Genomic DNA, 26,938 nt, shown 5'->3' with positions numbered 1-26,938 from the left:
GATATTATCTTTTACTAAGCTTGTGATCCATGATGCCGAAATGACACTCTCCATAATGTTTTAATTCGTCAACAATGGCTTTTGCTGTTGATTCTTCTTCCACTTGTTCACGAACAAAACCAAACAAAAAGTCTCTTACTGCATGATCTTTTTCAGCTTCTGCGATGTCTACCATTTTGTCAATCAATTCGGAAACATATGTCTCATGCTTATAAACATGCTCAAAGACCTCAAGAGGGTTACCCCAAGCAGTAGGGACTACATTGATTTGTCCAATTGTGATGTTTCCTCCCCGGTCTATTGCAAAATCGATCATCTTATGGGCGTGCTCCATTTCTTCATCTGCCTGTTTACGCATCCAGTGAGCAAAACCGTTTAATCCTTCTTTCTGAAAATACACGGACATTGACAAGTAGAGGTTGGAAGACCACATTTCTGCATTCACTTGTGCATTGAATGCTTCTGATAACTTTTTACTTAAAATCATAATACTGTACCCTTTCAATATTAGTTCTATAATTAGAAAATCGCTATTGCAAAAATACGTATTTATTTAATTTTAAATAATAGTTTACACCTCTTATTATTTAATAATTTAACATCTCTTGCTTAATAGATGGTCAAGTATTGCAATATGATGTTCGCCGTATGATTTCAACTTTTCAGCGATATTTTTTGCTGTAGCTTCTTCTTCCACTTGCTCACGTACGAAACTCCATAAGAAATCTTGTGTCGCCTTGTCTTTTTCGGAAGATGCGAGATCGACTAATTTATCTATTAGTTCGGAAATATAAGTTTCATGTTTGTAAACATGTTCGAATATCTCAAGAGGGCTTCCCCATGCAGTAGGGACAGAATTGATGGGATTTATAACTACTTGCCCACCTCTTTTAACTGAATAATTGATAAGGCTATAGGCATGCTCAAGCTCTTCTTCGGATTGTTTGCGCATCCAGTGGGCACATCCGTCAAGTCCTAATACGACGAAGTGGGTATACATGGACATATAAAGATTTGCAGACCACATTTCTGCATTAATTTGCTCGTTTAAAGCGTCGGATAGTTTTCTACTTAAAATCATAATGGTTTGTTTTATATGGATTAATTTTCCAATAAAACAAACCACTAGAGCTTTTAGTTTATACTAGGTGGAGATTATTTAATCTCAATAACCTTTTCCGCTTTTTTAGCTGCTTCTTCCGTCATTTTAGGAATGATGATGTTCAGCACTCCGTTTTCAACTTTTGCTTCAATTTTGTCTTTTTCCACATTGTCAGGAAGTACCATTGTCTGTTGGAATTTACTGTAAGAAAATTCCCGTCTCAGATAACGTCCATCTTTTTTGTCTTCCTTTGTTTCTTCTTTTTTTTCCATGGAAACAACTAAATTGTTGTTTTCATCAATTTTAATGTTAAAATCATCCTTGGTCATGCCAGGTGCAGCAACTTCTACACGGTAATCTTTCTCTGATTCAATTACATTAATGGCTGGAGCTGTAGAGTTTGCTTTAATCATCCAGTCATTGTCAAACAAATCATTGAATACATAAGGTAACCAATTTTGACTTCTTCTCATCGGTGTCATAATACAGTCCTCCAATTTAAGTTATACATAAATTATTAATTTCTTTCGTATTCGTTCTCTTTCGATTCCGAATTCACATGATATAATTCAAATCTTGTGCCAAATGGGGCATGTGGCTGTTAATCAGAATGAAATTAAATAAATGATATTTAAAGTGTTCTTCATGTCTTATTTTTATTGACCTTACGGAAACTGACAAATAAGAAGTTTTGGAAAGTGGATAAATAAGAAATTTTATTCGCTGAAAAAATGACAGGAAGAAATCGTGCTTTTCTTGTAAAAAATGGCATAATCCCGACCTTTTTGACATATATAATAATAATCTTTTATCTTTATACGTTATAATCAAACCAATTTAAAAGAGTATGAACAAGAAAATAGAAGCCTTGTGGACACGCCTGCTATTGGCCGTTCAGAAAAATCCGGCGGAAGTATTGCTAGCTGTGTTTTTCTGTGTATTGGGATGTTACTATTTCGAATCGAGAAATGAAGATTGGGAGTCTGTATTGTCATATTCTCCGGTACTGTTCCTTACAACATATATATTGAACTATCTAACATTAGGTAAGAAAGGACGTGTTTTTTATTATATATCCGTTTTGTTCTTTATCCCTGTTTATATTTGGATTGAAAACACTTTTGATATAACGTTTTGGATTACGTTAATCATTATGCAACTAATATATATGGTAAGTCGCTGGAAGTTGGATAATGATGCTTTTATGCAAGTGGGAATCCGATATATTGCAGCTTGGTTGGCGGCTTGTTTATTGACTGTGATTGCTTGGTTATTGGCTATCTCGATTTATTTCTCTATTCATTACATATTTGAAATATGGGGTAATTATGAAGAGCGTTTCATAGCGTATGCTACTTCATTCGCTTTTGCAGGAGTAATGTCGTTGCTTTTTCTGATGTTTAACCAGAATAGAGATAATGGAAAAGTGAAGAATAAGGTATTTGATGTATTAGTTAACTTTGTTTTGTCTCCTGCTCTGTTGATTTATGCAGTGATTCTTTATTTGTATTTTATAAAAGTGACGGTAATATGGTCGTTGCCTAAAGGTGCGGTTGCCTATATTGTAATTAGTTTTACATCGGCTACTTTTCTGTTGAAAGGTTTTCAGGCTTTTGTGTCGAAACGTTATTATGATTGGCTTTACCGTTGGAGTAGTTGGGGTGTGTTGCCTGCTTTGGTCATGTATTGGGTTGGGGTGTATTACCGTATTAATCAATATGGGTTTACAGAGGCCCGTGTTTATCTGGTTATAATTGGATTGATATTAACGGGAACAGCTTTCTTATTTTTCTCCAAACGGGCGGGGAGATATTTGTATGTTTCCCTTTTAGCAATCGCTCTTTTATCGGCAGTTACCTATATTCCGGGTATAACGGCAAAAGATATAGAACGGATTTCACAGATGAAGAGAGATAATTATCCTCCGAAAACCAACTATGCCGGTTTGAAGGAAGATGGTTATATTGAAAGCGACATCCCTGTAGACATCGAAGGATTCCGTATGATGCATAAGGTTTTCAACTATCCGACAGATAAAGGATTCTATTTTTCCGGAGGTAAAGATTCAACTATTTTATATAATGCGGATGAAAGTATCCTTTTTGCTGAGCAAACGGATTCCTTATTTTACAGTCAGTTACGAAAAGTAGGTCTTACCCCTTATGATTCAATACCGGAATCGGTTTATCCGGATTTGTTGAGAATTGATATGGATTCGGCTGCATTGATTCTGGATTATATTTATTTTCAACGGGATTCGGTTTATCAAGGGGTTTATATGCTTCCTAAATGTTATTTAAAATGATGATATAAGCAGAGATGGAAAAAGAAAAAAAATTGGTTTTGTTAGCTCAACGAATTCGTGCATTGGCACAGAATGGTATTACCTACTCACTCAGTGAATATGATACAGAACGCTATGAAGAATTAATCCAAATAAGCAATCAGATAACTGCTTTGGCTACAGGTCTGGATGCGATCCAGATAGATGATTGTTATCACCTGATGAAAGAATATACTACGCCTAAGGTAGATATCCGGGCGGTTATATTTAATGAGAAAGATGAAATTTTGCTTGTTCAGGAAAAATCTGATGGTTGTTGGTCGCTTCCGGGCGGTTGGTCTGATGTTGGTTATTCACCGAGCGAAGTTGCCGTAAAGGAAGTGAAAGAAGAAACGGGTTTGGATGTCGAAGCTGTCCGTTTACTGGCAGTTATGGATATGAGCAAGCATCCGTATCCATTAATTCCGTTTTATGTATATAAATTCTTTATTCTTTGTGATATAAAAGGAGGTGAATTTACAAATGTCTTTGATATTGTGGGAAAACGCTTTTTTAAGTTGGATGAACTTCCTCCGTTATCTCTTGAACGTGTGCTTCCCGAACAGATATTTCAGATGTTTGATTACTATAAAAATTCTGTACAAACAGTTTATTTAGACTAGATTAATTTCGGGTGATAGTGTTTTTTTGTAAGTTTACGACCTTTTAGAAAATAAAATAGGATTATGAAAAGATATTGCCAAACTTTAGATTTAAAGGATGATGAGACGCTGATTCAAGAATATTCATATTGGCATTCTCCGGAGCATATTTGGCCGGAAATTCCTCAAGGTATTCGTGCTGTGGGCATTTTGAATATGGAAATTTACCGGCTGGGAAGCCGTTTGTTTATGATTGTTGAAACCTCAGACAATTTTAATTGGGATGAAGCTTTTGCGCGTTTGGCAAAAATGGATAAACAGGCAGAATGGGAAGATTTTGTTGCACGTTTTCAAAAAACAGTTCCCGGTTGTTCATCTTCAGAAAAATGGCAGATGATGGAATGTATTTTTAAGTTATCTGAATCACTATAATTTTATGAAAAACACAAATAAACAATCTTTAGTTGCTGCTCCAAACGGTAAATCTTATCTTATACCATTTATTCTTATCACCAGTTTGTTTTTGTTATGGGGCTTTGCCCATGGTTTACTGGATGTGTTGAATAAACACTTTCAAGGAGCTTTTACCATGACGAAAGCTGAGAGCGGATTGGTGCAATTCTCAACATATATTGCTTATTTTCTGATGGCTCTTCCGGCAGGAGCATTTATGAAGCGGTATGGCTATAAAAAAGGAATTATCCTGGGACTGTTATTATTTGCCGGCGGCGCATTTGCTTTTATACCGGCCGCATTTTTGCATTCGGCAGTTCCTTTTCTGATCGCTTTGTTTGTGATTGCTTGCGGGCTCTGCATATTGGAAACAGCAGCTAATCCGTACTCTACAATTTTGGGACCGGCAGAGTCTGCAGCTCAACGTTTGAACCTATCTCAATCATTCAACGGATTAGGTTGGATATTAGGACCATTAGTTGGCGGTCTATTAATATTCGGAGCTTCAGAAGACGATATTTTTGCTTTGGCAAAGCCTTATATTTTGGTTGGTGGCATCGTATTATTTGTAGCATTGCTTTTTATTCTCACCAAATTACCGGAGATAAAAACGGTTGCTGGTTTTTCTGATGAAACTGTAGATAAGCCTTTGCATGAAGTTGCTACTCAGAAATCAATCTGGAAACATCGTCAGTTTGTACGTGCTGTAGTTGCTCAGTTTTGTTATTGCGCAGCACAAACTGGTATATTCAGTTTTTTTATAAACTACGTAACCGAAATGAATTCGCATATTTCCAATATAGAAGCTTCGCGGATACTGGCTTTTGGTGGAATGGCATTGTTTATGATAGGCCGTTTGGCTGGTAGTTTTACAATGAAGTGGATGTATCCTAATCGTTTGTTGGCCTTATTTTCTTTAGCTAGTATCGTTTGTATGAGTTTAGTTGTGGCATCATTGGGGACGGTTTCTCTTTATGCTCTATATCTCTCGTTCTTTTTCATGTCGGTTATGTTTCCTACTATTTTTGCCTTGGGGCTGGAAGGTATGGGGATTTATACAAAGAAGGCTTCTTCGTATATCGTTATGGGAGTAGCAGGTGGGGCTTTTAGCCCAATACTGATGGGATACATTGGTGAGACTAATATGGCTATCGGTTTTATCGTTCCTTTGGTTGCGTTTGCATATATATTCTATTTCTCTATAAAATGTGGAAAAGCCAGATGACTTTTCCCTATCTCTAATTTGGGTTTCTTCCGAGAGAAATTAGAATTTCATTCGGAAGGAATTGTTTTTTCTTCCGAATGCCGTATATTTTGATATTGCACATGAAATATTTATATGTGCCGCACATTTTTGTGTAAAATGTGCAATATTAAGGAAAAGTATTTATCTTTGCCGCCGTTTATGCTAGGAATGGCATATGAAGATAGGTACTAATTAATAAATAATTTATGAAGAAAGTTATCGCATTAGCATGTCTTTCCATGCTTCCTCTATCTTATGCAGCGGCAGAAGGTTATCAGGTAAATGCACAGAGTACAAAACAGGCAGGTATGGGCCATGTAGGGACTGCTATGAAACTTGGGGCAGAGAGCATGCACTTTAATCCGGCCGGATTGGTTTTTATGGAAAATAGAATACATTTGTCTGCCGGTGTTTCCGGAGTTTTTTCAAAAGGCAAATTTACTGATGGTGAGTATGTACAAAAGCCGGATAATACCCCTAGTACGCCATTATATGTATATGCGGGTTTCAAGATTTATGATAACTTGGCCGCAGGTATAAGCCTTACTACACCGTATGGAAGTTCTATGAATTGGGGTAAAGACTGGAAAGGGGCACATTTGATACAGGATATCTCTTTGAAAGCATTTAATATCCAGCCAACTGTTTCATGGAAAATCATGGATCGTTTAAGTATTGGAGCCGGTTTAATGATGGAGTTCGGTAATATAGAATTGAGCCGTGCTTTGATTGGTCCGGGCGAAATGTCTGGTATGGCTTCTGGCTTAATGGAACAATTCGGTCCGCTCCTCCAAGCTCATCCTGAGCTAGGCGCAATTGCCAAGCCTGTGATTGATAAATTAATAGCTGATATGGCTAAATATGATGATGCTTCCGCTGCATCTGTAAACCTGAAAGGAGATGCCGGTGTTCGTCTGGGCTTCAATGTCGGTGCTATGTATGATATTAATGATAAGGTAACAGTCGGTGTTTCTTATCGTTCAAAAGTAAAGGCTCGTGTAAAAGAAGGTGATATCGCATTGAGTTACGCAAATGAAACTGATTTAAAGGAAAATATCTTTAAACAGGTTGAAACCCTTATTAAGACGGCTGAAAGTTTTGGCGTTTCGGTTCCTGTAAATTTACAGATACCGGCTTTGGATCAGGGTACTTTCTCTGCTGAACTGCCGTTGCCTTCAAACTGGAATGTGGGCGTTACTTATAAACCGACCAACCGTTGGATTCTTTCCGGCGAAGTTCAGTTTGTAGGATGGGGTGCTTATAAAAAATTGGAGATCAATTTCTCTCCGTCTTCATTGAGCCAGTATGATATGGTGGCTAAAAAGGAATATATGAATTCTCGTATTTATCGTGTTGGTGCTCAATTTGCTGCTACCAATAGACTGGACGTTCGTATGGGTGCTTATTATGACGAATCTCCGGTAAAAGATGACTTCCTGAATCCTGAAACACCAAGTATGAATAAGTTTGGTATTACAGGAGGTTTGAGCTTCCGTCCGGTAGACCGTCTTTCTGTAGATTTTGCTTTCTCTTATGTTACAGGGTTTGGACGTGATGGTTCTTATACAGATAAAGCTTTGGTTAGTGGTGCTGAACGTAAATTCGGAGGACATTACAATATTTATGCATTGATGCCGTCTATTGGTGTTGCATACGCATTCTAAAATAACTTGATAGAGTTGTTTTAAGTGACCTAAAGAGAAAATTTAATACTCTGAATTTTCTCTTTAGGTTTTTTATTTCCTACTATTTATAAATAGGGGTTATTTGTTGTTTGTAGGAAAGAGTTTGTATGTTAGAGTTCCTGGAAAAATAAAAGAGGATGTCTCATATTATAATGAAACATCCTCTTAAATGGTTATTTTCTTATGTTATTGTTGAATCCAACGAACATATGCGAAATCTTGACGATGAGGTAATTCTTTGTTTACGGGATAAACACGGAATCCCATCTTGTGATTACCTGCTTCTGTTGGAGCTGCTGTTAACGTAAAGAATAGTTTTGATCCTTCTTCTTTCATTAGCTTAAACTGAGAAACATTAAGTAATTCCAATGTATGTTTTTCAGGATCTTCTTTAGTAACGACCATATCTACGCCCAACATTCCTTTTAATTCATGGCGGTCAATAACCAAATTGAATGTATAGTTGCTTCCCACTACAGGACCATTAGCTTGCAAGTCTTGATCGCAAGTGAATGATTCTACCTGGAAACTGTCCCAATGCTCTGCTACCTCTTCTTTCCATGCTGCGATTTCTTTTGCTGTAGCATAGTTGTTTTCGTGCAGATGGGCTGAGCGGGTTGCCAACTTGTTGTAGAAACGGCTGATATAATCGTCCAGCATTCGTTTCATTGTATAATCTGGAGCAATCTTTGCAATAGAATTTTTGATATACTGAATCCATTCCGGAGAATAGTCCTTACTATTCTTTGCATAGTAAGTAGGTATAATTTCTGTTTCCAAAATGTGGTAAATCGTTGCAGCATCTAATTGATCCTGATACTGTTGGTTTTCGTAAGTACGTTTGTCTGTCAATGCCCAACCTGCTCCTTCACGATAGCCTTCATACCACCATCCGTCCAAGACAGAGAAGTTGAGAACGCCGTTCATTTCAGCTTTTTCTCCTGATGTTCCGGAAGCTTCCAGCGGACGCGTTGGCGTATTCAACCATACATCAACACCAGAAATCAAGCGGCGAGCCAGACGCATATCATAATTTTCCAGGAAGATAATCTTACCTAAGAACTCTGGACGACGGGAAATTTCTACAATGTGCTTAATTAAACCTTGTCCACCGCCGTCGGCAGGATGAGCTTTTCCTGTGAATACAAACTGGATTGGGAATTTTTCGTTGTTAACGATCTTTGCCAAACGATCCAGGTCTGTAAATAGCAAATGAGCTCGTTTATAGGTTGCAAAGCGTCGGCCGAAACCAATTAATAAGGCATCCGGGTTGATTTTATCCAAGATAGAAACAACCTTTGACGGATCTCCTTGATTCTTTAACCATGTTGTACGGTATTCGTCCTTTATGTAATTAATTAATTTCTTTTTTAACGTCTTACGAAGAGCCCAGATTTCATCATCGGGAACATTTTGAATTGCTTCCCAATACTTCTTATTTGATTGATCGAAGAAGAAGTTTTCGTCAAATTTGTCGGCATAGAATTCCTTCATTTCCGTAGCGGCCCAAGTCGGCATGTGTACACCGTTGGTAACGTAGCTAACATGCAATTCGTCAGCAAAATAACCTTTCCATACCGGCGCAAACATTTTCTGCGATACTTTTCCATGCAACCAGCTAACGCCATTTGCTTCCTGACAAGTATTTAATGCGAATACGCTCATAGAGAACTTTTCGTTTGAACCGGGGTTTTCACGTCCCATGTCAATAAATTCTTGCCAGCTGATACCTAATTTACCAGGGAATTCACCCATATAGCGGCCAAACAAGCCTTCATCAAAGTAATCGTGTCCTGCAGGAACCGGAGTGTGTACCGTATAAAGAGCAGAAGCGCGAACAACCTCTAATGCTTGGTTGAATGTCAATCCGTCGTTTTGGATATAATCAACCAAACGTTGTGCATTAATAAGAGCGGCATGACCTTCGTTGCAATGATAAATCTGTTTTTTGATACCCAGCTTGTTCAACATCATGATACCACCGATACCCAACAAGTATTCTTGTTTCATACGGTTTTCCCAGTCACCACCATATAATTGGTGAGTGATAGAACGGTCCCATTCACTGTTTTGCGGGATATCTGTATCCATCAGATACAAAGGAATACGTCCAACGTTTACTTTCCATATATTGGCATAAACAGTTCTTCCTGTATAAGGTACTTCCAATACCATCGGTTCACCGTTTGATTGCATAACCTGAGTCAGCGGAAGAGAATTGAAATTCTGAGGCTCATAGTTTGCAATCTGTTGGCCATCCATAGATAACGATTGAGTGAAGTATCCGTAACGGTACAAGAAACCGACACCGCATAAATCAATATTACTGTCGCTGGCTTCTTTCAAATAGTCTCCGGCTAATACACCCAGACCTCCGGAATAAATTTTTAATACGTTAGTCAAGCCATATTCCATACTGAAATAAGCAACAGACGGTTTTGTTTTATCCGGTTTAACGTTTATATAATTTTTAAAATCCGTATAGACTCTTTGTATTTCAGCCATTAACATTTTATTGGCCATAATCTCTTCTACTCGTTTGTATGATAAACTCTGAAGTAGAAGAACCGGGTTACCTTCTGTAGACTTCCATAGCTCCGGATCTAATTTACCAAATAGTTTAGCACCTTCATGATTCCATACCCACCAGAGATTTGTTGCCATCTCATGAAGCGGTTCCAGTTGTTGTGGAAGCTTTGAATGTGAGTAAACCTCTTTCCAAATAGGATTGTTTGCGTTATTCGCTTTGATTTTCATTATCGTGAAGTTTAATAAGTTTTCATTTTGTGAAATCGTGGATAATCTTTCCTCGTTTTTTTCTGTAAAAACAGCGGCAAAGATAGGATTATCTTCTTAATTATGAGTTATATTTTAGCTTTTTCTTTTCTTTGCATGTTCTAAAGCTATACTGAAAGCTGTTTGATAATAGGCTATAAACTTACTCCATTCTGCTTTACCTGCAAGATCGAAACAACGCTGCCGGATAGTCTCTATCTCCTTTTTATCTTTTTGGGCTAATGATAAAATGAAGTTTGTGATAGCATCTGCTACCTCAAAATAATTGAAGTCTGTGCGATTAATTACAGCAACACCTTCGTCAATATTATTCCCCGACACTGTCTTCTCTGCCCATAATCCGAAACCTGCCAGGTTTGTAGTGATTGTCGGGATGCCGAAAGCTATACTTTCCAATGGCGTATAACCCCATGGTTCATAATAAGAAGGATATACGGTAACATCCATTCCTATCAATAAATCATAGTACACTTTGTTGAAAATACCATCGTGTCCGTCTTGATAACAGGGAACAAATATTATTTTTAGTTTATCGGCAGCCGTGTTCGTAAAGCCGGCATGCATAATATAGTTTAGTACTTTGTCTTCACGCATCTGGTGTAACCAGTGGGTGATAAACGGTACTTGTAACGGTGACGTAGTTTTTATGTCTTTTTCAATGACTTCTTTCAGGTCTGCACGGGCATCACGTACCCAGGCAGGTACTATGATAAAAGCAATAGCCTCCCGTTGTAGACGTCCGGAGGTGCGTACGCGGTTCATTGCTTCTATGAAAACGTCGATACCTTTGTTTCTGTATTCATACCGGCCACTTGTTGAAATTAGCAAAGCATCCGGTGAGATAGGATAACCTAGCAGTTTTTCCGCAACATTTATCAATGTTTGTCGGGCTGCATTGCGTTTTTTCGTATATTCTTTACCGTCGGGCACAAAATTTCTTTCGAAACCGTTCGGGGTAACAATATCAGGTTCTTTATCCAGTAATTGTTTACATTCACGGGCTGTAATGTCACTAACGGTTGTAAAGCAATCTACATAATGGGCTGTTTGTTTCTCCAAAGAGTGCTTAGCCTCCATATTCAATTCTGTAGCCATCTGATCTCCGTTATAGCCATCCATATAAGCATAAAGGGCTTTGTTATTTCCTGCTATGGAACGTCCGATAGATGTAGCATGCGTTGTAAATAATGTAGCTATTGCCGGAATCTGTTTTTGTATATATAGAGCTCCCATACCCAACATCCATTCGTTGAATAGGGCGGCTACCTTTTTGGTTTCAAGTTTATAGAAGCGGTAAAAGCTTTCAATTACTTTTGCTACGGCATAAGCAAAAATACATGATTCATCATAATCACCGTAAGCATTTAATGAATTTACTTTATAACTTTCCCACATTGTGTAAAACAATTGGTCGCGGTCCTCAAAATAGGGTTTAAAGTCTACTAAAATAACCGGGGGCATTCCGGGTACATTCCATCGTCCTATTTTTAGTTTTAGTTTGTCTACCGATTCCGCATGTTTCTTCCAGTCTGCAAATAAAGTTGCCTCCTCGATAAAGTCGGAAGCTTCAGTATTTGTCCACACATCAGGACCAATAAAAATGATTTTATCTTTAAAAAGTTGTTGTAATGTATGCGCTTTTGTAGAAAGAACAGTATAAATTCCTCCTACTTTATTACAAACCTCCCAGCTGCTTTCAAACAGATATTCTGGCGTTGATGTGATGTTACTCATATATGATTTTGTTTATAATCAGAGATTTTACGGTTGCAAAGATAATCTATTTTATGTTTTTTCTTTGCTATTACCGGGTATTTAATAACAATATTTCTAACTTTGTGGATATTTAAAACACAAAAAATATGGCTAAAAGAAGAATTTTAAAGAAAGACATCGGTTATGTAGCTGGCGATTTATTTACAGAAGTATTGGTTTGCAAGCTGTATATCCCCGGCGTTGATGCAGACAAAACGGATATACTTATGTCCAGAATTCTGGATATGCAAGATAATTTTATAAGCCGCGTTAGTCGTCCGGACGGAAAGGATAATAAGAAACTGGTAAAAGAATATTATCGTAAATTAAGATCAGATTTGCAGGAGGAGATCGATGCTATTGCAGCCGAAATAGGTTCTCTCAGCAAAGAAATAAAGGAATGAAGAAAAGGATAAGTAAGGCAATTCTCCGCTTAGCAGGATGGAAACTTGGGCCGGTTGATGGCGTTGATTTGCCGAAATGTGTTGTTTGTGTTGCTCCCCATACCAGTAATTGGGATTTTATTGTAGGAAAACTGTTTTATACCTCAATCGGTTGTAATGCCGGATTCCTTATTAAAAAGGAATGGTTCTTTTTTCCTTTTAACATTTTATTCAACTGGATGGGCGGTGTACCGGTAAACCGTGGTAAAAAGACTTCTGTGACCGATCAGATGGTAGAGGTGTTTAAAACACGTGAAAGGTTTCAGCTGGCTGTTACTCCCGAAGGTACACGAAAACCCGCTAAAGAATGGAAGAAAGGGTTTTATTATATCGCCGTGAAAGCAAATGTGCCTATTCTTATGGCGTACTTTGATTATGGGAAAAAGGAAGCAGGGACAAAAGGTATATTCTATCCTACAGGAGAGATGGAGAAAGATATACATGAAATCCGTACACATTACCGTGGTGTTACGGCATGCCATCCTGAGAACTTTATAGATGTATAATTATATAAGGAAAGAAGTTTCACACAGGCTTCTTTCCTTTATTTGTTTAATAATCTAATATTATGGCCGATAGTTTGCGTATTAGTATGATACAATCCCATATTATATGGGAAGACAGAAGTGAAAACCTGGGGTATTATGGTGAATTACTTCGTAGAGTGAGTGGAAAAACCGATATAGCCGTGTTGCCGGAGACATTTACTACCGGTTTCTCTATGGAAGTGGAAAAGCTGGCAGATACAATGAATGGCGAAACAATTCCTACCATTAAAAACTGGGCGAAGACGTATGACATGGCGATCATTGGCAGCTTTATTGCCGAAGAGAATGGTGCATACTATAACCGTGCTTTCTTTATCACACCCGAAGGGGAAGAATACTATTACGACAAGCGTCATTTATTCCGTATGGCAGGAGAAGACAAACATTTCTCTGCCGGTGATAAGCGTGTTATTGTGAATTATAAAAATTGGAACATTTGCTTGCAAGTATGTTACGACCTCCGTTTCCCGGTGTGGAGCCGTAATGTGAAGAATGAATATGACCTGTTGGTTTACGTAGCCAATTGGCCGGAACCTCGTAAGAAAGTCTGGAAAGCTCTTCTGCAAGCACGTGCAATTGAGAATATGGCCTATGTCTGCGGTGTGAATCGTGTTGGTATAGACGGCAAAGGATTCGTATATCATGGAGATTCGATGGTGTTCTCTCCCAAAGGAAAGAAACTGGCAGATGCCGGCAAACGGGAAGAGATTACACGTACATGCACACTTCAAAAAGACGAATTGGACGATTTGCGGACTAAATTCCCTGTTTGGAAAGACGAAGATTCATTTCAATTATTATGAAACCACATTCTTCCTGGACTTGGATTCCTTCCCTGTATTTTGCGGAAGGTTTGCCTTATATAGCCGTTATGACACTCTCTGTCATTATGTATAAACGGCTGGAAGTGTCAAATACAGACATTGCTTTATTAACCAGTTGGTTGTATTTTCCTTGGGTTATCAAACCTTTATGGAGCCCTTTTGTCGATTTGATAAAAACAAAACGTTGGTGGATTTATGTAATGCAGTTGCTTATTGGCGGCGGAATGGCCGGTATTGCCTTTGTGCTTCCGGGTGATTTTTTCCTGCAAGCAACATTGGCTTTCTTCTGGTTGATGGCTTTTAGCTCTGCCACACACGATATTGCCGCCGATGGTTTCTATATGTTGGGACTGACAGAAGACCAGCAGGCTTTTTTCATAGGTATTCGTAATACCTTTTATCGTATCGCAATGATTACCGGACAAGGCTTGCTTGTTATGTTGGCAGGCTTTTTGGAAAAGTCGACAGGAAAGATTCCTTTTGCCTGGAGTATCGTGTTCTTCATACTGGCAGGAACGTTTGTAGGACTTTCCATGTGGCATAAATACATTCTGCCCCGACCTGTAGAAGATGCGCCACGCCTCAACGTTACACCTTCTGTTATATTGGTTGAGTTTTTTAAGACATTTGCCAGTTTCTTTCAAAAGAAAGGTGTTATTCCTGCACTTCTGTTTATGTTGACCTTCCGGTTGGGTGAGTCCCAGTTGGTGAAGCTGGCTTCTCCGTTTTTATTGGATGGGCGCGAAGTAGGAGGTTTGGCGCTTAGTACCGGACAGGTTGGCTTTGCTTACGGAACAGTAGGAGTAATAGCTTTGCTTTTGGGCGGTATTCTTGGAGGCATGGCAATTGCCCGCAATGGATTGAAGCACTGGCTTTGGCCAATGGCGCTGGCCATATCGTTGCCAAACTTGGTTTATTTGTATATGGCCTATGCCATGTCGGAAAATATCTTCATCATTAACGGCTGTGTTGCTATCGAACAGTTTGGTTACGGTTTTGGCTTTACTGCCTATACAATGTATCTGATGTTGTTTGCCGAAGGCGAGTATAAAACATCCCATTATGCAATCAGTACCGGATTTATGGCCTTGGGAATGATGCTACCCGGAATGATTTCCGGCTGGATACAAGAGCAGATCGGTTATCAACACTTCTTCATTTGGGTGATGATTTGTTGCCTTCCAGTCTTCTTTGTTTTGCCGTTTCTAAAGTTCAAACATTGATTCTTCTAAAACATTTCTTCTTTTTCGATACTGATAGTTTCTCCGGTTATTGGATGGCGGAACGTAATAGCTATAGCGTCTAGATAAAGTCGTTCCGCTTTTCTTCCGTATAATTCATCGCCTATGATAGGAGCATTTAGCCCAAGTATATGCGCTGCGTGAACGCGCAGTTGGTGTGTGCGTCCGGTAAGAGGGCGAAATTCAATACGGGTGACTCCTTTGTTGTAGCTCAAGACCTGATATTCCGTGATAGCTCTTTTCCCGTATTCATTGCTGACCATTTGCCTGGGTCGGTCCATCGGATTCAGACAAAGAGGCAAATCGATGATGCCTTTTGACGGGGTAACTGTGCCGTCAAGTAAAGCAATATAACGTTTACTGACTGTCCGGTTACTAAATTGGGTTTGTAATTCCTGATAAACTTTTAGCGTTTTGGCTACCAGTAATAATCCGGAAGTTCCCATATCTAGCCGGTGAACAACTAAAGGGCCTGTTGCTTCCGGATAGCGGGTTCGCATTTCGCTGTAAACCGATTTAACAGGCAATTTGCCCGGAACGGAGGGCATTCCTGCCGGCTTATCCAATACCAACAACCATTCGTCTTCCCAAAGAATACTAAGTTTGGTATCTTGATGCGCTGCATTAGCCAGCGGATTCGGGTCTACATCCAGCCCTTGGAGCATATGGTTGAGAATAGGCTCGCATTTCCCTTTGCAAGCCGGATAGTAATAACCATGCCGGCGTAACTCTGTCTTTGGTGACTTTCCCCACCAAAACTCTGCCATAGCTATAGGTTTCAGATTATTCAGATAGGCATATTGTAACAGTCGGGGAGCGGCACATTCTCCGGCACCGGCAGGAGGTAGCTGCTGCTTTGCTTCTTTAAAGATAGATAACAGGCTTCGGACTTCACCGCGTGCATTGCGTATCTTGAATTGCTCAAATAGTTTTTGTTGTAAAGCGGCCGAACGGGCTTTGCGCTCAGTCTTTAGTTTGTTTATCTCTTGGTCAAACTTATCTTTATCGGCCTGCAGGATGTTGATCCGGTTTTTCCATTTCTCTTTTAAACGTTTAAACTCTGCTTTCTCGTGTTGGCTTTCCCGTATCATAATGGCTTGTTCCTCTTCTCCCGGATTGCTAAGACGGTATAAATCGCGCTTCTCTTTCGATATGGTCAGTTGGGCTTTGGCTGCCTTCAAAGAAGATTCAGCATCGGCTGTTTCTTGATCCAGACGTTGCTTGCAGGTCTGATATTCTTTGCTTTCCGTAATTGTGCGTATCTGTACATTGATAGCAGATATGCGGTCTTCTTCGGGCTTGAAGAATCCGTCCGGTTCAAGTAGATCGTATATGGGAGGGACAAAATAGGGATGTAAGTTCTTCCCTGCTAATGTCCCCGAAAAGGCGGACAGGAAACCGAGTTCTCCTAAATTATTCTTTACAATCAAAACACCGAACATTTTTCCCTGATCCAGTTCTTCTTTCCATTCTGTTTGTCCGGCAAGATATTCCTGTACTTCCTGGGCGGCTGTTACACATAACGGATGAGGTGTATAGTGGAATGGGTATGTGAACCGTAGGGGAAGGACGGGGGAGGAGCTTGATGTATGAAGCAAATGAAACATCCCGGTCGGTTTTATAGTTTCTGACATTCCGGACAATAGTAAACCGATCCTCCCATGTAGGCCTCTTTCACGATTGTGCTACCGCATTTCGGACAAGGTAAGTCATATGTGTTTTTCGATAGTATAGACTTATAACCTCCTTTGTTTCCGAAGAAATCGGTTTCCGTATCGCGTCCGCCATTGTCAGTCATTTGCTGTAATGTCGTTTTGAGCGAACGAAGCAAACGTTGCTTCTCTTCTTCTGTAAAAGATAGAATCTTACGTTTAGGATGTATGGAGGCATTGAACAGGATATCTTGTAAAACTCCGTTTCCTACCCCCGGAATGCGCTGTTCTGTAGCTAATAAGGCCTTTGCCGTTATATTCTTCTTTTCCGAAGAAATCAGTTTTTCAAAATAAGATTCATTGAATTTGCTACTTAAAGGTGAGATACTATCCATGCTGAGGGTTCGATATTTATTCTCCAATGATCCCTTGAAAACATAGATACCGCCATACATGGTGGTATTAAAGCTGATGAATGAATCATCATCGAAAGTAATCAACATCTGGTATTTCTTTGGGATAGCAGTTGTACTTTCGTTATAACGCATTTTTATACCATCGAAAATACTTAGAAAGACATTGTCGTCGAATCTGATATCGACGAATATCCCTTTCCCTTCTGCCGATTCTACACGTCTGCCAACAAGTAGCTTCTTGTATGCTTCGGGCGTGTCATTAAAGAAGGTAAACTTGTGCAGATGCGTTGCTCCATATACATCTGTTACCGTACGTCCTGCAAGTTTTTGTTCTACCTGACGGCCAATGGTGATTGCTTCGGGTAATTCTATCATAAAGTTCTTCTTTGAAAATGAGAGGATTAATAAATCATTTTTTTCGTCATGCCTCCATCTACAGTAATATTTTCACCATTGATGAAATCGTTTTCTTCCTGACAGATGAAGAGGCAGGTCCGGGCTATATCCTCCGGCTTTCCCACCCGTCCGGACGGATGCATGGCATGATCTTCCGGTAAAAGCCGGTCGTAGTCATGTGTTTGTATCCAGCCGGGAGCGATGGAGTTGACTGTGATCTGCCATTTAGTCAGCGACAGTGCGAGCGCATGTGTCAATGAATAAATGCCGCCTTTGGAGGCTGCATATCCTTCACTGCCCGGTTCGCTCATCAGATAACGGGTGGAACAAATATTCACAATCCTACCGAACCGGTTAGGAGTTTCCTGTGATTGACGGTGGATAGCAAGTTGCCTCGATGTGATATATGCCGGACGCAGATTAACTGACAGAATCCGGTCGAAATCTTCTACACTGGTTTCCGTAATAGGTGAGAATTGGCTGATACCTGCATTGTTTATGATGATATCAATATCTCCCCAATCGGCAAATATTTGCTGCATGCAATTTTCCAAAGCCTCTTTGTCACTTACGTCTACATGATAGAAGTCCGTTCCCGTCCGGAGAGCTGTTTCTTTGCCTGCAGTCTCATCCTTGTCGCAAAAAGCTACGCGATGTCCGGCCGAACGGAATGCTTTCACAATGGCTTTGCCTATCCCTGCGGCGCCACCGGTCACGAATACTCTCCGGGTTTTGGGTGGCATGTTTGCCTTTTTCATACCGGATGGTTTCCGGGACTGATAAGCTTCCATTTTCTTTTCCAGGTAGTTGTCTGCCATGATGCTCTATCTTCTTTATACTGTATTTCTTTTTTTCTTATTCTTCACTCAAGTGTTCCATTTTGTTTCATGCCGGTGAAACTTTTGTTCCATCGGGGTGAAACACTTGTTCCATCAGCATGAAACATTCGTTCCACCGGCATGAAACCCTTGTTTCTTCAGCATGAAACAAATCATAGGTGAAAAGAAAGAAGTTACCAATTATATTGTTCCACATACTTATCGTATACGGGCTCGTTTTTAATTCCATGTCTGACAAATAGTTGGCGAATATATTCTTGTTCATCGGGACTGATAAGGCGTTCTTTGCGCTGACATCTGTAATAGGTGCTTCGTTGGAAATGATCAATCATTTGACGCCTGATGACAACGGCATCGCTATGAGGAATTTCATCCAACAAGTGCGTGATGCCCAACGCAAAACGTTCCTGCTTGTCTGGTTTGAAATAAGGGCAGTCTTTCCCTTCGGGCGTTTTGTACATGGGACTGATTGTGCTGATCACTCCATATTCGGAAGGAATATGAATACTTATCTCGTGGCGCAGACATTCGGCAGAGCGCTTGCATTTGTCATTGAAACAGTAGGAAAAATTGTAAGGTACTGATTTGTAATCAAAATTTGGTTTCATTTATATTCAGTTTATATCGGTTGTATAATTACATGTAAAGATAGTAATTTTTTGTTGTTAGAAATGAGATTGTCCATAATTCACTCCACAAGGAGTAATCATTGTGTGCATGGTCTATTATTGAGCGGAGAATGATAATTAGTATAGGTCTTATGTCTTATGCTTTTGTTGTTTTCCAATTATAAAGGATTTTATGTGGGCTTAATCAGTAAGGTATAGGACTATTTTATGGTAAATCTCCAACAACAGGCACATTCTTGATCGGTAACATGCGGATAACAACTTATCATTTCGGTAACGATTCTTTTATCTATAACTTGTGCAAACCCATCATGTTCGATAAAGCCAACCGGCGCACAAGGATGAAATGGCATACCTTTTGCCTTTCGGGCAGACTGTACCCTGCATTCATTTATACGGTATATAAGAGAATCTCCTTCCCTGAAAATACTTACTGATGGATTCGACAATGCAGAGAACCTTATAGCTAAAGCTTTCTCTAATCCTTCGAGCCCGGCATTGTCCGGAAGGTTCAGAAATGTCTTAATCCTTTTGGCTTCTATGCGAGTAAATTTTATCCAGGCATTTTTATCATGCAACATTGCTTTATCCATGCCACTTTCTTCTTCTACAGATTGAAACCACACTCCGTCAAGAGCATAGATGTTTTTGGCGTATATTCTTATTAAGTTCTTAAGTTCTTCTTTGGATAATAAGTCGAGTTTGTCTGTCATGATTTTTCAATTATGGATGTTTTTCTCAATCTATTCTGCTTCAGGTGCTTCCCAAACGCCTGTTTTATACATACGATAACTCTTCTCTATCTTTTTGGAAGTGTCTGCTTCCAAAGCATAGAGTATTTCACGGGTAAACTCCAGGGGGAAAAGTCCGTTGGCCGTTACCATGTTGCCATCCCTAACAGCAGGTTTGTCGATGTAGAGCGATTCGCCCTTGTAATTCATCCCTGCAAACGCTTTTAGATACTCCAATGCGTTGCTGGTATGTTTTACTTCATTAAGAAATCCGTGCATTCCAAGAAACACAGAGGCATTGCATATTCCTGCAACCAACTTTTCATTCTGTATAGCATCTTTCACCAGCGGGACGATTTGCTCGGCTTCCGGTGTAAACCATCTTGTTCCGCCAATTAAAATCACTCCGGCATAATCTACAGGAATATCGTCGATGCAGTAATCCGGCAACACCTTGAAGCCTCCGCACGATATAACGGGGTCTTTTGTTACCGCCACCGTTTTAACCACATATTTACGTTCGCTTCCGGGCTCAACACCACAACTCAGGCTCGGAGCAATATAAGCTCCTTCCCAGTCGGCAAAATCATTGAGCAATACAAATAGAATTTCTTTGGTCATATACTATATTATTTTAAATAAGCTACATCTATACTCTTAATCACTTGCCGATGCAAAAATGTTGGAAAATATTTTGGAGAACCTGATCTGTTGTAACCTCTCCTGCGATATCTGATAAATGGAAAATACATTCCCGCAAATCTTGAGAAACGAAGTCTCCGGAAAGGTTTGTGTTTAGACCTTCTTGTACCCGGTGAATTGCTTCAAGCGCATGGGTGAGAGCTTCATAATGGCGGACATTTGTTACAATAATATCATTTTCTTGGATAGAAGAAATAGCGGATATTTCAATAAGTAGCTTTTGCAGTTCGGGAATATGAAGTCTCTTTTTTGCTGAAATTGCTATTTTATGCCATTCATCAGGGAATGGATGTGTTGGGGTAAATGTATTGGAAACATCACATTTATTCATTGCTAAAATGACCGTTTTATTTACCAATCGAGATGCTATTTCTTGGTAAAATGCTTCGAATGTTTTGCAATCACGACTCAGATCATACATCAGAATTATGATTTGTGCTTGGTCTAATGCTTTAAAACTACGCTGAATTCCTAATACTTCGATTGTATCATTCGTTTCCCGGATACCTGCCGTATCAATAAAACGGAATAACTGACCGTTAATGTTTATAGTATCTTCTATTACATCGCGAGTTGTTCCATGTATGTCACTTACTATTGCTTTTTCTTCGTTTAGTAAGGCATTCAGTAAGGTGGATTTACCGGCATTTGTTTCTCCTATGATAGCAACAGGAATACCGTTTTTAATAGCATTGCCAATGCTGAATGATTGGGCTAGATTACTAATGACTTGCTCTATGTGGTCTGCTAAAGAGCGAAGCTCGCTACGGTCTGCAAATTCCAGTTCTTCATGGTCACTGAAATCTAATTCCAGCTCCATTAATGATGTAATATGCAAGAGCTGTGCCCTTAATCCTTTCAATTCATTGCTAAACCCTCCACGCATTTGACTTAAAGCCAATTTATGCTGTCCTGCAGATGTGGAGGCTATGAGATCGGCTACCGCTTCTGCTTGACTGAGATCCATTTTCCCGTTAAGAAATGCTCTTTGGGTATATTCTCCCGGCAAAGCGGAACGGCAACCTTTTTCTATGAGTAATTGTAATATTTGCTGTTGTATATAAATAGAACCATGACAGGTAATCTCTACTGTATCTTCACCTGTAAACGAATGTGGATTACGGAATAATGAGAGCATTACGTCATCCAATGGCTCTCCATTCCGTTGGATGCTTCCGTAACTGAGTGTATAGCCTTTTTGAACTGAAAGACTTTTTCCTTCTTTTTTCGGAATAAAAATAGAGTCACAGATAGCTACAGCCTCAGGACCGGAGATTCGGATTACTGCAATACCTCCGGTTCCGGGTGCTGTTGATACGGCACAGATTGTGTCTTGATTCATAAATTATTATACAGTTATAAGTTCATAGTTTTGAGTTCCTATTCCTAGCTTTTCTGCATGTTCTAAGCCTGCCTGCCAATTTGTGTCCGGATGAATCATATGAAATTTGTCTTCACCTACCAAATGTTGATGAGGATGGGCTTCCGATAATTTATTGCCTCCTAATACAGGGGCGTTGGTTACCATATCTGCGCAAGCTTTATCTAATGCAACAGGATCGAAAGATGCGGCAATACCCAAATCGGGAACAATTGCGGCATCGTTATGATTCCAGCAGTCACATTCCGGTGAAACATTCATTATGAAACTGATATGAAAATTGGGCTTATCGAGTAATACGGCTTTTGTGTATTCTGCAATTTTATAATTCAGTCGTTCGGATGTGTCCCATGAAGCCAATACTGCTGCTTCATATTGGCAAAGAGCTACGCATTGTCCGCAACCTACACATTTGTCGTAATCAATCACTGCTTTATGATTGTCATTCAGATGGATAGCATCATGAGCACAATGTTTTACGCAAATATTACATCCTTTACAATTGTCTGTTTCTATTTTAGGTTGTGAAGTCCCGTGTAGTTCTAGCTTACCGGCTACGCTGGCACAGCCCATTCCTAAGTTTTTTAATGCGCCACCAAAGCCACTTTGCTCGTGTCCTTTAAAGTGATTCATGGAAAGAACAATATCTGCATCAACAATGGCTGCACCGATTTTTGGAGCTTTGCAATATTTTCCATTTATTTCTATTTCGCGGCAGTCAGTACCTTTTACCCCGTCGGCAATGATTACATTACAATTGGCGGAGATGGGATTGAATCCATTTTCCATTGCGCTTTGCAAATGATCTACAGCATTGGAACGGCGTCCGGAATACAGTGTGTTGCAATCTGTAAGAAATGGTCTTGCTCCCAGACTACGAAGTATATTTGCCATCCGTGCGGCATAATTAGGACGAATGTAAGCAAGATTGCCGGGTTCTCCAAAGTGGATTTTAATGGCTACAAATTGGTCTTTGAAATCAATGTTTGTAATTCCGGCACGTTTAACCAGACGTTCCATTTTGTCAAGCAGGTTGCTTGATGGAGTTGTACGTAAATTAGTGAAGTAAACTTTTGAGGCTTCCATATTCTTATTGGTTTTTATGTTACAAAGTTCCATCTAATGTATATCGAAGCTGGTCTAACATGAGCGGAATCTCATTTTCTTCGATGCCTGCAACTACCAGGTCCGGTATATCTTGATTGAACTGTTCTTGAAATTTGTTGAAATCATTTTCTTCGCTTTCTACAGCCTTTTTGTAATAGGCTAGTGCGCCTTTAATATTTTGTAAAGCCCATTCTGTATGACCTGCATTCAGATAGTCTTGTGCATTTGGTTGGTTTTCTATGATTTTCTTATAATAATTACGGGCTTGGTCATACTTTCCTGTTAAGAAAGAACACCAAGCGATAGGTTGCCATGCTTTGTGGCTTTTATTATCAAGATAATCTACTTTGAAGTAACACTTGAGTGCTTCATTGTAGTTCTTTAACTCCAAATGGCAATGTCCTATGCAAATCTGGACTGATAAGTTATCCGGACTTAGTTTTTCATAACGGTGATAATATTTCAACGCTTCTTCCGGTTGTTTTAATGTACGGTAACAGCCGGCAATTCTTCGGATGACCCATTTACTCTCAGCATTTAATAAATCCGCGTGAAGATAAGCTTCAAGAGCTCCTTCCAGATCATCAATCATTTGCTTACAATAACCTATTTTCTGGTATAATATCTCACTGTCCTGTATTGTTAGAGACAGGCGGTTATAGATTACCAGAGCATCGGCAAAATAGTTTTTGCGAAGATAATATTCGGCTATTGTAGTTAAGCTCTCTTCATCTGAAATATATGGTTCCAATATAGGAAGATTGTGAAAATCAATTGGTGACATAAATATGTCATCAAAGTCAAGATGACTTGGGTATAGCTTGAAAAAACGATATAAATCCTGGATATATTGTCCTGTTATTATTTCAAGTTTACCTCTTTTACTGATTAATTCTTCTTTGTTTTGTTGGATCAATTCACTAGCTTGACTGTCAAACTGGGCCATCATTGCTTTGCGATGCGTTTCGGGCAGTTGTTGCATACTGAAGTAAAATGAATATTTGTCGGAGTTGCACATAAATCCTGCTGTAGTCATGGTGTCTAGCATTGCTTTTTCTGCATTGTCATTATTAAAGTTATTACCAAATGCAGAATGTTCTGTTGTAAAAGGCAGAAACCAGTTGCTTATTTCACGGAAAAAGGGAAAATTCTTGAGATGAACGAATGTTGAGTGCATTACGTCTGCACCTTCTTGTTGTAATTCGCTGAATTCTTCCATCTTTTTGCCGATAGAACTTTGTGATAACATATCCTGCCATTCCGGATTCATTTCTTCTCCCAAATGTTCAGGAGTGAAATTTGATAAATTAATTTTCTTACTGATTTTAGGGCTTAGTTTCATCATCTCCGGTATAATCTCGTCTTGAAGCTTTCTGGTAATCTTTTCAGTCTCACGAGCAAGAATAAATCGTAAGATGATTGTTCTGATAGCTTTTGTGAAATTGGGATATTCTTCGGCTAATGCAGCTAATCTGTTTTCAATTTGGGGATATAAAGATGTACGTTTCCTGTATTTACATAAAGTCAGTAAGATACTGATAAGTGCACGAATACGGATTTCATCATTCTCAACGGATGCTGCATCAAATAGCAGCAGAAGCTTTTCTTTATCGAAGGAAGTCTGTAATCCTAACATTAATGCGGATACGACTTGGCAGCCTGCAATATAAGGTAATGTAGTGTCATTAAGAATCTTTTTAATTTCTACAACATCTTCAGTTGAGAGTAGATTTGATACCCATATTTTACTGAAAAGTGTGATAAGTGCAGCTTCTTTTTTTATGTCATCTTTTATCAAATCTATAGAAGCAGACAGTATATTGTGTAACTCTTGATAATTTGTTTGAGATTGGGTTTGTAATGTACGCCGGAAGCTATAATAGCTGATCGGTGAATCTGTAGCTAAGGCTTTGTGTTTTACTAAGTCTGCCAATTCGTAGGTAGATGCAACCATATTGTTGTATATTTTTTCTTGCATAGGATCTTTAGCTCCTTCTCCTCGATAACGTAACATATATTTATATGTTTCTTGCAGTTCATCCAATTTTTCTTGAGATGCGTATTCTCGGCTTCCTGCAATAAGTCCTTGCAGAAAATCGAAGGCATTTTTTAACTCTCTGTTATCTAAAGAACCAATAATACGGTTATATGCTTTATTTATTTCTTGTATCGTCATATCCTATTAACAACAAATGGTATGCCAAAGGTATATTTTTTGCCCTAAAATTCCTATCTTTGCACACAAATAAGTTTAGCTGATGAAGAATATCCGCAATTTCTGCATTATTGCTCATATTGACCATGGTAAAAGTACCTTGGCAGACCGTTTGCTTGAATATACTAAGACTGTAGAAGGTAAAGATCTACAGGCTCAGGTGTTGGATGATATGGATTTGGAACGTGAACGTGGTATTACGATTAAAAGTCATGCTATTCAAATGAAGTATAATTATAAAGGTGAAGAATATATTCTGAATCTTATTGATACTCCGGGGCATGTTGATTTTTCGTATGAAGTGTCTCGTTCGATAGCTGCTTGTGAAGGTGCTTTACTTATAGTAGATGCGGCACAAGGTATTCAGGCCCAGACTATTTCTAACTTGTATATGGCAATAGAAAATGATTTGGAGATCATTCCCGTAATGAATAAAATAGATCTTCCAAGTGCTATGCCGGAAGAAGTGGAAGATCAGATTGTAGAACTGTTGGGTTGTCCACGTGAAGATATTTTGCGGGCAAGTGGTAAAACAGGTGAAGGGGTTTATCAGATATTAGATGCGATTATAGAGAAAGTTCCAGCTCCGAAAGGTGATCCGGATGCTCCGCTGCAATGTCTTATCTTTGATTCGGTGTTTAATTCATTTCGTGGTATTATCGCTTATTTTAAGGTGGTAAATGGAGTACTTCGTAAAGGAGACCATGTGAAGTTCATTGCTACTGGTAAAGAATATGACGCAGACGAAGTGGGAGTCTTGAAGTTGGAGATGTCTCCACGTGATGAGATTCGTACCGGTGATGTTGGTTACATTATCTCCGGCATTAAGACCTCGAAAGAAGTGCGGGTTGGTGATACTATTACTCATGTGAATGATCCGGCGAAGGAAGCGATTGCTGGTTTTGAGGAAGTAAAGCCAATGGTGTTTGCCGGGGTTTATCCCATCGATAGTGAAGATTTTGAGAACCTGCGTGCATCTTTGGAAAAGTTACAATTGAACGATGCTTCTCTTACTTTCCAACCGGAAAGTTCTGCAGCATTAGGATTTGGCTTTCGATGCGGTTTTTTAGGCTTATTACATATGGAGATTGTTCAGGAGCGTTTGGATCGTGAGTTTAATATGGATGTAATTACTACGGTTCCGAACGTCTCTTATAATGTGTATACTAAGAAAGGTGAATGTATAGAGGTACATAATCCGGGCGGCTTACCTGATGCAACATTGATAGATCATATAGAAGAACCTTTCATCCGTGCTTCTGTTATAACCAACACCACTTATATAGGTCCGATAATGACACTTTGTCTGGGAAAACGTGGCATCCTTATCAAACAGGAGTATATTTCCGGTGACCGAGTGGAGATTCATTATGATTTACCTTTAGGTGAAATAGTAATTGATTTCTATGATAAACTGAAAAGTATTTCAAAAGGTTATGCTTCTTTTGATTATCACATTCACGATTTCCGACCAAGCCGATTGGTGAAACTAGATATTTTATTGAATGGAGAACCGGTAGATGCTCTTTCTACTTTGACGCATGTTGATAATAGTGTCTCTTTTGGTCGTAGGATGTGTGAAAAGCTGAAAGAACTTATCCCGCGACAGCAATTTGATATTGCTATTCAGGCTGCTATTGGTGCAAAGATTATAGCTCGCGAAACAATAAAAGCTGTTCGTAAGGATGTAACGGCTAAATGTTACGGTGGAGATATTTCCCGTAAGCGTAAACTTCTTGAAAAGCAGAAAGAAGGGAAGAAACGAATGAAGCAGATTGGAACGGTCGAGGTTCCACAGAAAGCATTTTTAGCCGTGTTGAAATTGGATTGAAAAGAACAAGTTGGATATGTA

General features: G+C 39.2%; 24 protein-coding genes. 10 read left to right on the top strand and 14 right to left on the bottom strand.

Annotated features, from left to right (window positions below; translation table 11 throughout):
• Positions 1-4: 4 nt before the first annotated feature.
• The 3 genes from C1721_RS01435 to C1721_RS01425 form a co-directional block, all read right to left on the bottom strand.
• Complete coding sequence (locus C1721_RS01435; protein ID WP_102409183.1) at positions 5-487, bottom strand: ferritin; 483 nt, start codon at positions 485-487, stop codon at positions 5-7.
• Between the two features lie 108 nt (positions 488-595).
• Positions 596-1,081 carry a ferritin gene (locus C1721_RS01430; RefSeq protein ID WP_102406491.1) on the bottom strand — a complete coding sequence of 162 codons (486 nt, stop codon included), beginning with the start codon at positions 1,079-1,081 and terminating at the stop codon, positions 596-598.
• A gap of 74 nt (positions 1,082-1,155) precedes the next feature.
• Entirely contained in the window at positions 1,156-1,584 is a 429-nt protein-coding gene (locus tag C1721_RS01425) for an Hsp20/alpha crystallin family protein (protein ID WP_102406489.1), read from the bottom strand.
• 365 nt (positions 1,585-1,949) lie between these two features.
• Between C1721_RS01425 and C1721_RS01420 the strand changes: the two genes are divergently transcribed.
• The 5 genes from C1721_RS01420 (at position 1,950) to C1721_RS01400 (ending at position 7,390) form a co-directional block, all read left to right on the top strand.
• Complete coding sequence (locus tag C1721_RS01420; RefSeq protein ID WP_102406487.1) at positions 1,950-3,407, top strand: DUF4153 domain-containing protein; 1,458 nt, start codon at positions 1,950-1,952, stop codon at positions 3,405-3,407.
• A gap of 14 nt (positions 3,408-3,421) precedes the next feature.
• Positions 3,422-4,048: an NUDIX hydrolase gene (locus C1721_RS01415; RefSeq protein ID WP_102406485.1), complete on the top strand. Its 627-nt coding sequence runs from the start codon at positions 3,422-3,424 to the stop codon at positions 4,046-4,048.
• 63 nt (positions 4,049-4,111) lie between these two features.
• Entirely contained in the window at positions 4,112-4,459 is a 348-nt protein-coding gene (locus C1721_RS01410) for an L-rhamnose mutarotase (RefSeq protein WP_102406483.1), read from the top strand.
• 4 nt (positions 4,460-4,463) lie between these two features.
• Positions 4,464-5,705 (top strand): sugar MFS transporter, encoded by a 1,242-nt coding sequence (locus tag C1721_RS01405; protein WP_102406481.1) that lies wholly within the window; start codon positions 4,464-4,466, stop codon positions 5,703-5,705.
• A gap of 227 nt (positions 5,706-5,932) precedes the next feature.
• The gene (locus tag C1721_RS01400; RefSeq protein WP_102406479.1) at positions 5,933-7,390 is read left to right on the top strand and encodes an OmpP1/FadL family transporter; all 1,458 of its coding nucleotides are present in this window, start codon (positions 5,933-5,935) and stop codon (positions 7,388-7,390) included.
• Between the two features lie 207 nt (positions 7,391-7,597).
• Here C1721_RS01400 and glgP read toward each other — a convergent pair whose 3' ends face one another.
• The gene (gene glgP / locus C1721_RS01395; protein WP_102406477.1) at positions 7,598-10,168 is read right to left on the bottom strand and encodes an alpha-glucan family phosphorylase; all 2,571 of its coding nucleotides are present in this window, start codon (positions 10,166-10,168) and stop codon (positions 7,598-7,600) included.
• Positions 10,169-10,282: 114 nt separating this feature from the next.
• Positions 10,283-11,941: a glycosyltransferase gene (locus C1721_RS01390; protein ID WP_102406475.1), complete on the bottom strand. Its 1,659-nt coding sequence runs from the start codon at positions 11,939-11,941 to the stop codon at positions 10,283-10,285.
• Between the two features lie 128 nt (positions 11,942-12,069).
• Here C1721_RS01390 and C1721_RS01385 point away from each other — a divergent pair, with 128 nt between their 5' ends.
• The 4 genes from C1721_RS01385 to C1721_RS01370 all read left to right on the top strand — a co-directional run bounded on the left by C1721_RS01385 (position 12,070) and on the right by C1721_RS01370 (position 15,000).
• Entirely contained in the window at positions 12,070-12,366 is a 297-nt protein-coding gene (locus C1721_RS01385; RefSeq protein WP_102406473.1) for a hypothetical protein, read from the top strand.
• Positions 12,363-12,911 (top strand): 1-acyl-sn-glycerol-3-phosphate acyltransferase, encoded by a 549-nt coding sequence (locus tag C1721_RS01380; RefSeq protein ID WP_102406471.1) that lies wholly within the window; start codon positions 12,363-12,365, stop codon positions 12,909-12,911. Before C1721_RS01385 ends, C1721_RS01380 begins: the two co-directional genes overlap by 4 nt.
• Positions 12,912-12,973: 62 nt before the next feature.
• Entirely contained in the window at positions 12,974-13,756 is a 783-nt protein-coding gene (locus C1721_RS01375; protein WP_102406469.1) for an amidohydrolase, read from the top strand.
• A complete protein-coding gene (locus C1721_RS01370) occupies positions 13,753-15,000 on the top strand; it encodes an MFS transporter (protein ID WP_102406467.1) in 1,248 nt (415 codons plus the stop codon). The genes C1721_RS01375 and C1721_RS01370 overlap by 4 nt, the downstream gene beginning before the upstream one ends.
• Before the next feature lie 5 nt (positions 15,001-15,005).
• On the opposite strand, the gene C1721_RS01365 is transcribed toward C1721_RS01370, so the two are convergent.
• From C1721_RS01365 to C1721_RS01325, 9 genes are all read right to left on the bottom strand, one after another.
• The gene (locus tag C1721_RS01365) at positions 15,006-16,625 is read right to left on the bottom strand and encodes an RluA family pseudouridine synthase (RefSeq protein ID WP_102409182.1); all 1,620 of its coding nucleotides are present in this window, start codon (positions 16,623-16,625) and stop codon (positions 15,006-15,008) included.
• A gap of 11 nt (positions 16,626-16,636) precedes the next feature.
• Positions 16,637-17,461: a DNA-formamidopyrimidine glycosylase family protein gene (locus tag C1721_RS01360; protein WP_102406465.1), complete on the bottom strand. Its 825-nt coding sequence runs from the start codon at positions 17,459-17,461 to the stop codon at positions 16,637-16,639.
• 26 nt (positions 17,462-17,487) lie between these two features.
• Entirely contained in the window at positions 17,488-18,300 is an 813-nt protein-coding gene (locus C1721_RS01355; protein ID WP_102406463.1) for an SDR family NAD(P)-dependent oxidoreductase, read from the bottom strand.
• A gap of 194 nt (positions 18,301-18,494) precedes the next feature.
• Positions 18,495-18,929 carry a DUF6078 family protein gene (locus C1721_RS01350; protein ID WP_102406461.1) on the bottom strand — a complete coding sequence of 145 codons (435 nt, stop codon included), beginning with the start codon at positions 18,927-18,929 and terminating at the stop codon, positions 18,495-18,497.
• A gap of 221 nt (positions 18,930-19,150) precedes the next feature.
• On the bottom strand, positions 19,151-19,663 hold the full coding sequence (locus tag C1721_RS01345; RefSeq protein ID WP_102406459.1) for a DUF6125 family protein: 513 nt from the start codon (positions 19,661-19,663) through the stop codon (positions 19,151-19,153).
• A 30-nt stretch (positions 19,664-19,693) separates the two neighbouring features.
• Positions 19,694-20,302 (bottom strand): type 1 glutamine amidotransferase family protein, encoded by a 609-nt coding sequence (locus C1721_RS01340; protein ID WP_102406457.1) that lies wholly within the window; start codon positions 20,300-20,302, stop codon positions 19,694-19,696.
• Positions 20,303-20,342: 40 nt separating this feature from the next.
• Positions 20,343-21,725 (bottom strand): tRNA uridine-5-carboxymethylaminomethyl(34) synthesis GTPase MnmE, encoded by a 1,383-nt coding sequence (mnmE, locus tag C1721_RS01335; protein ID WP_102406455.1) that lies wholly within the window; start codon positions 21,723-21,725, stop codon positions 20,343-20,345.
• Positions 21,726-21,731: 6 nt separating this feature from the next.
• Positions 21,732-22,850: a DUF362 domain-containing protein gene (locus C1721_RS01330; protein WP_102406453.1), complete on the bottom strand. Its 1,119-nt coding sequence runs from the start codon at positions 22,848-22,850 to the stop codon at positions 21,732-21,734.
• 19 nt (positions 22,851-22,869) lie between these two features.
• Positions 22,870-25,047, bottom strand: a complete 2,178-nt coding sequence (locus tag C1721_RS01325; RefSeq protein WP_102406451.1) for a tetratricopeptide repeat protein — start codon at positions 25,045-25,047, stop codon at positions 22,870-22,872.
• A gap of 82 nt (positions 25,048-25,129) precedes the next feature.
• Here C1721_RS01325 and lepA point away from each other — a divergent pair, with 82 nt between their 5' ends.
• Positions 25,130-26,917, top strand: coding sequence for a translation elongation factor 4 (gene lepA, locus C1721_RS01320; RefSeq protein ID WP_102406449.1), 1,788 nt, complete (start codon positions 25,130-25,132; stop codon positions 26,915-26,917).
• Positions 26,918-26,938: the final 21 nt, after the last annotated feature.

This window comes from Parabacteroides bouchesdurhonensis (assembly GCF_900186615.1).
Taxonomy (GTDB): Bacteria; Bacteroidota; Bacteroidia; order Bacteroidales; family Tannerellaceae; genus Parabacteroides; species Parabacteroides bouchesdurhonensis.
The sequence above is the reverse complement of the archived record's forward strand: the minus strand, read 5'-3'. Positions and strand labels throughout refer to the sequence as shown.